The organism is Legionella sp. km535 (genome assembly GCF_003990085.1).
Classification (GTDB): domain Bacteria; phylum Pseudomonadota; class Gammaproteobacteria; order Legionellales; family Legionellaceae; genus Legionella; species Legionella moravica.
Genome location: NZ_RZGU01000013.1, coordinates 102,772 through 111,098 on the forward strand (window position 1 = coordinate 102,772; position 8,327 = coordinate 111,098).

Below are 8,327 nucleotides of genomic sequence, written 5' to 3' on the forward strand. Positions count from 1 at the left end.
TTCCTTAAAAATCTAATCCAGCTTCGCGAGCACCTTCAGCAAGTGCTTTCACTCGGCCATGATATTTATAACCAGCACGATCAAATGCAACTTGGCTAATGCCTTGTTCTTTGGCACGATTTCCAAGCATCTTGCCAACTAAAGTAGCTTGTTCTACTTTGCATTTCCCAGATAAACTGGCTCGTAATTCTTTTTCATTGGTAGAACATACTACCAAAACTTTATCACCGAGTTGATCAGCTTGAACAATTTGTGAATAGATATGCGTTCCGCTTCTATAAACAACTAATCTTGCTCTACCCGATTTACGGATTAAGGCTTTTGCTTTTAATCCACGTCTCTCACGCGAGTTTTGCTTATTCATAACTTATACCTTATTTCTTTTTGGCTTCTTTTCGAGCAATTACTTCACCAGCGTACCGAACTCCTTTGCCTTTATAGGGCTCTGGTGGTCTAAACGCTCTAATTTCAGAAGCTACTTGTCCCAAAATTTGCTTATCAACGCCTTTCAGTACAACAGTTGTATTGTTTGGGGTTTCAACACTCACACCTTTTGGTAATTCATATTCAACAGGATGAGAAAAACCTAGAGATAAGGTAATAGAATTATCTTTGGCTTGTGCTCTATAACCCACACCAACCAACTCAAGAGTTACTGTAAAACCATCAGTAACACCGTGAACCATATTGCTTACCAATGCTCTTGCTGTTCCAGCTTGAGCCCATGCCTTTGGATCATTTGCTGCAGGAGCAAATTCTAATTGGTTAGACTCTTTACTTTTAGTAATACTAACTAACCGGTTAATTTTTTGGGTTAGTGTTCCTTTAGGCCCTTTTACAGTGATTGTTCCATCAACGAATGTTATTTCTACATTTGCTGGATGAACAACAGGGGCTTTAGCTACTCTAGACATATCATTCCTCGCAAGAATTAAGCCACTTCACAAATGACTTCGCCACCAACACCTTTAGATTTAGCAGATATGTGAGTCATTATACCTTTAGATGTAGATAATATAGCCACACCAAATCCTGGGATTGATGATAAATCTTTGTAAGATTTGTATACTCTTAGTCCTGGTCGGCTAATTCTTTTAATCAACTCAATAACTGGTCTACCGTGATAATACTTTAGCTTAACAGTTATGGACTTAAGATTATTGTCTAATGTTTCAACGAAGAAGTTCTCAATATAACCTTCTTCCTTCAAAACACGAGCAATTTCTTCCTTTAACTTAGAAGAAACTAATGTTATTTGCTGATGTTTCGCTTGTTGACCATTTCGTATTCTGGTCAGCATATCAGCAACTGGATCATGCATACTCACAATCGTTCTCCAATCTAAATAATTTACCAGCTCGATTTTCTTCCGCCGGGTACATTGCCAACCATAAGCTGTTGTCTGAGGCAAATTCTGCAAAGACTGAATTTGCGATAGACTGCGTGTGGCCGTCCACAACACTGGCATCGAGTACTATGACGAACAGGATTTGAATTAACTGGTAATTTTGCTAATTTTGCCTGAGATTCCATAATAACTTGGAAATCATCAGAAGATTTAATCAATTGTTTTAATTCGTTTCTGCGCTGTCTGTATTTTTCTACCAGTTTTCCACGCTTTAACTCTCGCACAAGCATTGATTTTTTAGCCACAATTTCACCCTTTTATTTTCTATCTCTATCTTTCAATGGAAGATTAAATGCTTCTAACAAAGCTTTAGCTTCTTCGTTTGTTTTAGCACTTGTAGTAATACAAATGTCTAAACCTCTTATACCATCAGTTTTATCAAAATCAATTTCTGGAAACACGATTTGCTCATGTATACCCATACTGTAGTTACCAGTACCGTCAAAAGATTTTGGGTTTAATCCACGAAAATCTCTCACGCGGGGTAAAGTAACTGAAATCAATCTGTCTAGAAACTCATACATCCGTTCGCGTCTTAGAGTAACTTTACATCCAATCGGCCAACCTTCTCTGATTTTAAAACCAGCAAGTGATTTTTTAGCTTTGGTAACAACTGGTTTTTGACCAGAAATAAGAGTCATGTCTTCTACTGCATGATTCATAACTTTTTTATCACCAACGGCCTCTCCAACACCCATATTCAGGGTGATTTTCAGTATTTTTGGAACTTCCATAACACTTGAATAGTTGAACCGTTTCATCATCATTGTGACGACGTCTTTCTTGTAAAACTCTTTAAGTCTTGCCATTTCAATCACCTAATTAAACACGGTCAATTATTTCATCGTTAGATTTAAAATATCTAACTTTTTTACTAACGCCGCTATTCTCAAGATACTTAAAGCCTACTTTATCTGCCTTTTTAGTAACAGGGTTGTAAAGAGCAACGTTTGAAACGTGTAGTGGAGCCTCACGTGAAATAATTCCACCTTTGTTTTCTGGTTTTTGAGGATTAGGCTTAACGTGTTTCTTAATTAAATTACCACCCTCAACTACAACTGAGTTACCGATTACTCGTAGGACTTTACCCACATGACCTTTACTTTTACCGGCGATTACAATTACTTCATCGCCTGATCTAATACGTTTCATACTTTAATCCTTCTCACAAAACTTCAGCAGCCAGAGAAATTATTTTCATAAATTTCTCTCGTAGCTCGCGAGTAACAGGGCCAAATATACGAGTTCCAATTGGCTCGTTTTGGTTATTTAAAAGTACTGCTGCGTTTCCATCAAATCGAATTAAAGACCCGTCATCTCTACGCACACCTTGCGCAGTTCGAACAACAACAGCCTTCATCACAGCACCCTTTTTAACTTTACTTCTTGGTATCGCATCTTTAATACTGACTTTGATAACATCACCAACACGGGCATACCGTCTGTGTGATCCGCCAAGTACTTTAATACACATTACCTTTCGTGCTCCGCTATTATCAGCAACTTCGAGCACTGTCTGCATTTGGATCATTATATTCTCCAGCTCTAATTTCGACCAGAAAAAGGTTGCTGATTATATCAGGCCTTTTAGGGTTTTAAAAGTATATCAACCGAGTTGATTAAGAAATTACTTCGACTAATACCCAGCTTTTCGTTTTAGAGAGTGGTCTTGACTCACGGATCTTCACAGTATTACCTATTTGACATACTTGATTTTCATCGTGTGCATGCAATTTAGTTCTGCGCTTCATGATTTTACCGTACTTAGGATGTTTCACAGTACGCTCAATCATTACTACGATTGTTTTATCCATTTTGTCACTAACTACTTTTCCAACCATAGTTCTGGCATTCGATTCACTATTAGTAGACATTTCACTTACCTGCCTTTTCAGTCAACATTGTTTTAACTTTTGCCACTGATTTACGCACCAGAGTGATGAGATGTGTTTTATCTAGTGAGCCACTTGCTTTCTTCATTCGTAAATTAAATTGTTCTTTACGTAATGAAAGCAATTCAGTTTGCAATTCTTCTACAGTCAAATTGCGCAATTCATCGATTTTTTTCATTACATTACCGTCCGTTCTTCAAATATTACTTTGAAAGGAAGTTTTGCTTTGGCAAGGTCGAAAGCTTCCATTGCAAGCTCTCTTGAAACACCTTCCATTTCAAATAGAACCTTTCCAGGCTGTATTTGAGCTACCCAATATTCAACACTACCTTTACCTTTACCTTGTCTCACTTCTAAAGGCTTTTGTGTAATTGGCTTATCTGGAAATACTCGAATCCAAATTTTACCACCACGTTTAATGTGACGTGTCATCGCTCGACGAGCGGCTTCAATTTGACGAGCGGTTAAACGTCCACGCTCTAAAGCCTTCAGACCAAACTCACCGAAACTAATTTTGCTACCGCGTAAGGCTAAACCTCTATTACGGCCTTTCATCTGTTTGCGGTATTTAGTACGCTTTGGTTGCAACATGATACTTATTCCTCACTCACTGGGCGCTGTCAGATAATCTTTTCTTTTGAGGCAAAATTTCACCCTTGAAGATCCAGACTTTAACACCAATAATTCCGTAGGTTGTTTTAGATTCGGCCGTACCGTAATCGATGTCAGCTCTAAATGTATGTAATGGTACACGACCTTCTCTATACCACTCAGAACGAGCTATTTCAGCACCACCAAGTCGTCCGCTTACGCAGATTTTGATACCTTTTGCACCAGCTTTTAGAGCTGATGTTACCGCTCGTTTCATAGCTCTTCTAAACATAACGCGTTGCTCTAACTGTTGAGCAATACCTTCAGCAACAAGAGTTGAATCAAGTTCGGGTTTCTTTATTTCTTCAATATTTAGATGAACAGGTACACCTAATTTGTCAGAAATCTCTTTACGTAAGGTTTCAATACCGCCACCTTTTTTACCAATGATAATTCCAGGTCTGGCAGTTTGAATCGTAACTACAGCATTATTAGCAGGACGCTCAATTAAAATTTTGCTTACTGCTGCAGCCATAAGTTTTTTCTTAAGCTCAGTGCGTAATTTAATATCCTGAATTAAGAATTCAGCGTAGCGTTTTCCAGCGAACCACTTTGAGTTCCAATCTTTAATAATACCAAGGCGTATGCCTATCGGGTTTACTTTTTGTCCCATTGCTATTCCTCGTCAGACACTTTAATCGTGATATGGCAGGTACGTTTACAAATACGATTTGCACGACCCTTAGCTCTGGGACTAATACGTTTTAAAGTCGCTGCTTCATCAACGCATACCATACCTACTTTTAGATCATCAATATCTGCTCCATTATTATTTTCAGCATTAGCAATCGCTGATTCTAATAATTTCAACATCAATTGAGCACCTTTTTTTGGTGTAAACTTGAGGACATCAAGTGCACCAGATACGTTCATATTACGTATCATATCGGCTACCAATCTGCCCTTTTGAGCGGATAAAGGAGCACCTTTTAACTTAGCTGTAACTTCCATCATATCCTCTTACTTGCCTTTAGCCTTTCTGTCTCCAGAATGGCCTTTGAATGTACGAGTCATGGCAAACTCACCTAGTTTGTGACCAACCATATTATCTGTAATATATACAGGTACGTGATCTTTACCGTTATGAACGGCAATTGTTAAATCAATCATTTCAGGAACGATTGTTGAACGTCTAGACCAGGTTTTAATTGGCTTTTTTGATTTTGATTCGATTGCAGCTTCTACTTTGCTGATCAAATGATGGTCAATAAATGGACCTTTTCTAATAGAACGAGCCACTTGATATCCTCTCAATAATTATTTCTTTTTACGTCTTCTGACAATAAAGCCATCAGTACGCTTATTACTTCTGGTTTTATAACCTTTAGTTGGAACACCCCAAGGAGAAACTGGATGACGTCCACCAGAAGTACGACCTTCACCACCACCATGTGGGTGATCAACAGGGTTCATAGCCACACCACGAACAGTTGGTCTTACACCTCTCCAACGTTTTGCACCTGCTTTACCTAAAGAGCGCAGACTATGCTCGCTATTACTTACTTCTCCAATTACAGCGCGGCATAAAACGTGTATTTTACGCATCTCACCTGAACGAAGGCGTAAAGTAGCATAGATACCTTCTTTAGCTACAATTTGTCCACTACATCCAGCACTTCTTAACATCTGAGCGCCTTTTCCTGGTTTCATTTCAACGCAGTGGATCGTTGTACCAACTGGAATATTTTTAAGCGGCAGGCAATTACCTACACTAATTGGAGAATCAGCACCACTTAGTACTGTAGCTCCTACTTCCAGATTTGATGGGGCGATAATATATCTTTTTTCACCGTCTTTGTATGCAATCAGAGCAATTAGCGCTGTCCGGTTAGGATCGTACTCTAGACGCTCTACTCGTCCTGCGATTCCATCTTTATCACGCTTGAAATCTACAAGTCTGTATTTTTGACGTTGTCCACCACCAATATGTCGTACAGTGATTCTACCCTGGTTATTTCTTCCACCAGTTTTCTTTAGTTTTTCAACTAATGCTGCATGGGGCTTGCCTTTATGGATATTGTGATGAACAACACGTATTTCGCCACGTTTCCCAGGCGAAGTCGGTTTCGATTTTAGTAGTGCCATCTTAATCTGCCTTATTCGGTAACTGTAAAGTCAATATCTTGATCAGCGTGAAGGGATACAAATGCTTTTTTCCAGTCACTTCTTTTACCGCTGGTTTGTTTAAAGCGTTTGGATTTGCCCTTAACATTGATAACAGATACATGCTTAACTTTTACATTAAATATGTGCTCCACAGCCATTTTAATTTCTGTTTTTGTCGCAGTTTTTAACACTTTAAATGTGAACTGCTTAAACTTATCGGCCATGACAGTAGCCTTTTCAGAAGTATGTGGTTCACGAAGAACCATCATCAATCTCTCAGCATTCATTGTAACTGTTCCTCAATTTTTTTAATTGCAGCTTCTGTAACAACAACTTTTTCAAATCTGAGTAAGGAAACAGGATCTATAGTTGTAACATCACAGATATCGTAGTCAATTAGATTTCTAGAACCTAAATATTCACTTTCACCAACTTCATTCATAATGATCAGAGCATTTTTAATATCCATCTGTGTCATTTTGTTGATGAAATCTTTAGTCTTATGGCTCTCACATTGGAAATCATTAACGACTACCAGGTTGCCTGTACGACAAAGTTCGGAGATTATACTACGTAATGCACGTTTGTACATTTTTTTATTAAGTTTTTGCGAGTAATCTCGTTTTTTTGATGCGAAAGTTACTCCACCACTTCTCCAAATAGGACTTCTGATGGTACCAGCTCTAGCACGACCGGTTCCTTTTTGGTTCCAAGGTTTTTTTCCACCACCTCTAACTTCAGAGCGTGTTTTTTGTGCGCTATTACCGCTTCGCGCATTATTCATGTATGTAACAACTGCCTGATGCACCAAACCTTCGTTGTATGCATATGCAAAAACTTCATCATTAAGTTGCAGTTGAGTTTTTGTATCTATAGTAGTAATTTCCATCACTCACCTCTTGCTTGCTTTTTGATCGCAGGCTTAATTTCTACTCGTGAACCTGGAGCTCCAGGAATAGCACCTTTAATCAGTAGTAAATTTCTCTCAGCGTCAACACGAACAAGTTCCAGGCTTTGAGTAGTGCAATGAGCATTACCCATATGACCCGCCATTTTCTTACCTTTAAAAACACGACCTGGAGTTTGGTTTTGACCTATTGAACCGGGTACACGATGAGATCTGGAGTTACCATGAGTCGCATCCTGTGTTCTAAAGTTGTATCGTTTTACGGTACCAGCAAAACCTTTACCTTTACTAACACCAGACACATCAACATATTGTCCTGCACTGAACAAATCAGCTACAGAAATAACCTGGCCAAGAGTGTAAGCGTCATCAGATTCAACATGAAATTCAGTGAGCATATCACCAGCTTCAATCTCAGCCTTGGCAAAGTGACCAGCCATAGGCTTACTTACTTTGCTAGCTTTTTTGGTTCCACCAGTTAATTGAACTGCTGAATAGCCATCAGCATCAATAGTTTTAACTTGAGAAACACGATTTGGGTGTACTTCTACAACAGATACAGGAACTGAAACTCCTTCTGCGGTAAAAACACGCGTCATACCGATTTTACGGCCTAATAAACCGATCATCATTGTAACACCTCTTTAATATCCTTCACCCTAACAATTAGTCATCAAGGCTTATCTGAACATCAACCCCAGCAGCCAGATCCAATTTCATCAATGCATCTACTGTTTTTTCAGTTGGATGAACAATAACGACCAGGCGTTTATGAGTACGTAATTCATATTGATCTCTCGCATCTTTGTTTACATGCGGAGAAGTCAATACGGTAAATTTTTCCTTTCTGATAGGCAAAGGTATAGGTCCACGAATTTGAGCACCTGTACGCTTAGCTGTCTCAACGATCTCTCGAGTTGATAAGTCAATCAACCGATGATCAAAGGATTTTAATCTTATTTTAATGTTTTGATTGCTACTCATTATAATTACTCGATTATTTTAGCGACAACACCGGCGCCTACAGTACGGCCACCTTCCCGAATTGCGAAACGTAAACCTTCTGTCATCGCAATAGGTGCATGCAAGTTAATAACGAGTTGAACGTTATCTCCTGGCATAACCATTTCAATTCCAGATGGAAGATCACAAGTACCTGTTACGTCAGTCGTTCTGAAATAGAACTGAGGACGGTATCCGTTGAAAAATGGCGTATGACGACCACCTTCTTCTTTAGACAAAACGTATACTTCAGCTTCAAACTTGGTGTGCGGCTTGATTGTACCTGGTTTAGCTAATACTTGTCCACGCTCAACTTCATCACGCTTGGTTCCACGCAATAACACACCCACGTTATCACCGG

The 8,327-nt window shown here is 39.0% G+C and carries 18 protein-coding genes and 1 pseudogene; all 19 read right to left on the reverse strand.

Going from position 1 to position 8,327, the window contains the following annotated elements; all coding sequences use genetic code 11:
* Positions 1-4: 4 nt before the first annotated feature.
* The gene (gene rplR, locus ELY21_RS09235; protein WP_028385529.1) at positions 5-364 is read right to left on the reverse strand and encodes a 50S ribosomal protein L18; all 360 of its coding nucleotides are present in this window, start codon (positions 362-364) and stop codon (positions 5-7) included.
* A gap of 10 nt (positions 365-374) precedes the next feature.
* Entirely contained in the window at positions 375-914 is a 540-nt protein-coding gene (gene rplF, locus ELY21_RS09240; RefSeq protein WP_127108905.1) for a 50S ribosomal protein L6, read from the reverse strand.
* Positions 915-931: 17 nt separating this feature from the next.
* The gene (rpsH, locus tag ELY21_RS09245) at positions 932-1,327 is read right to left on the reverse strand and encodes a 30S ribosomal protein S8 (protein ID WP_028385531.1); all 396 of its coding nucleotides are present in this window, start codon (positions 1,325-1,327) and stop codon (positions 932-934) included.
* A gap of 23 nt (positions 1,328-1,350) precedes the next feature.
* Positions 1,351-1,653: a 30S ribosomal protein S14 gene (gene rpsN / locus ELY21_RS09250; protein ID WP_028385532.1), complete on the reverse strand. Its 303-nt coding sequence runs from the start codon at positions 1,651-1,653 to the stop codon at positions 1,351-1,353.
* Positions 1,654-1,665: 12 nt separating this feature from the next.
* Complete coding sequence (rplE, locus tag ELY21_RS09255; RefSeq protein WP_127108907.1) at positions 1,666-2,217, reverse strand: 50S ribosomal protein L5; 552 nt, start codon at positions 2,215-2,217, stop codon at positions 1,666-1,668.
* Positions 2,218-2,230: 13 nt separating this feature from the next.
* Entirely contained in the window at positions 2,231-2,560 is a 330-nt protein-coding gene (rplX, locus tag ELY21_RS09260; protein ID WP_127108909.1) for a 50S ribosomal protein L24, read from the reverse strand.
* 13 nt (positions 2,561-2,573) lie between these two features.
* On the reverse strand, positions 2,574-2,939 hold the full coding sequence (gene rplN / locus ELY21_RS09265) for a 50S ribosomal protein L14 (protein WP_028385535.1): 366 nt from the start codon (positions 2,937-2,939) through the stop codon (positions 2,574-2,576).
* Positions 2,940-3,027: 88 nt separating this feature from the next.
* On the reverse strand, positions 3,028-3,282 hold the full coding sequence (gene rpsQ / locus ELY21_RS09270) for a 30S ribosomal protein S17 (RefSeq protein WP_028385536.1): 255 nt from the start codon (positions 3,280-3,282) through the stop codon (positions 3,028-3,030).
* Between the two features lies 1 nt (position 3,283).
* Positions 3,284-3,478, reverse strand: a complete 195-nt coding sequence (rpmC, locus tag ELY21_RS09275) for a 50S ribosomal protein L29 (RefSeq protein ID WP_028385537.1) — start codon at positions 3,476-3,478, stop codon at positions 3,284-3,286.
* Positions 3,478-3,891, reverse strand: a complete 414-nt coding sequence (gene rplP / locus ELY21_RS09280; protein WP_028385538.1) for a 50S ribosomal protein L16 — start codon at positions 3,889-3,891, stop codon at positions 3,478-3,480. The genes rpmC and rplP overlap by 1 nt, the downstream gene beginning before the upstream one ends.
* Positions 3,892-3,907: 16 nt before the next feature.
* The gene (gene rpsC, locus ELY21_RS09285) at positions 3,908-4,564 is read right to left on the reverse strand and encodes a 30S ribosomal protein S3 (protein ID WP_028385539.1); all 657 of its coding nucleotides are present in this window, start codon (positions 4,562-4,564) and stop codon (positions 3,908-3,910) included.
* Positions 4,565-4,566: 2 nt separating this feature from the next.
* Positions 4,567-4,902, reverse strand: a complete 336-nt coding sequence (gene rplV / locus ELY21_RS09290; RefSeq protein WP_028385540.1) for a 50S ribosomal protein L22 — start codon at positions 4,900-4,902, stop codon at positions 4,567-4,569.
* 9 nt (positions 4,903-4,911) lie between these two features.
* Positions 4,912-5,190, reverse strand: a complete 279-nt coding sequence (rpsS, locus tag ELY21_RS09295; protein WP_018577115.1) for a 30S ribosomal protein S19 — start codon at positions 5,188-5,190, stop codon at positions 4,912-4,914.
* Between the two features lie 18 nt (positions 5,191-5,208).
* On the reverse strand, positions 5,209-6,036 hold the full coding sequence (gene rplB, locus ELY21_RS09300; protein WP_028385541.1) for a 50S ribosomal protein L2: 828 nt from the start codon (positions 6,034-6,036) through the stop codon (positions 5,209-5,211).
* Positions 6,037-6,047: 11 nt separating this feature from the next.
* Positions 6,048-6,344, reverse strand: a complete 297-nt coding sequence (gene rplW / locus ELY21_RS09305) for a 50S ribosomal protein L23 (RefSeq protein ID WP_028385542.1) — start codon at positions 6,342-6,344, stop codon at positions 6,048-6,050.
* On the reverse strand, positions 6,341-6,946 hold the full coding sequence (gene rplD / locus ELY21_RS09310) for a 50S ribosomal protein L4 (RefSeq protein ID WP_028385543.1): 606 nt from the start codon (positions 6,944-6,946) through the stop codon (positions 6,341-6,343). Before rplD ends, rplW begins: the two co-directional genes overlap by 4 nt.
* Positions 6,946-7,593, reverse strand: coding sequence for a 50S ribosomal protein L3 (rplC, locus tag ELY21_RS09315; RefSeq protein WP_127108927.1), 648 nt, complete (start codon positions 7,591-7,593; stop codon positions 6,946-6,948). Before rplC ends, rplD begins: the two co-directional genes overlap by 1 nt.
* Positions 7,594-7,630: 37 nt before the next feature.
* Positions 7,631-7,948, reverse strand: coding sequence for a 30S ribosomal protein S10 (gene rpsJ, locus ELY21_RS09320; protein ID WP_003633094.1), 318 nt, complete (start codon positions 7,946-7,948; stop codon positions 7,631-7,633).
* 5 nt (positions 7,949-7,953) lie between these two features.
* Positions 7,954-8,327: pseudogene (tuf, locus tag ELY21_RS09325) on the reverse strand (elongation factor Tu); the annotation flags it as partial.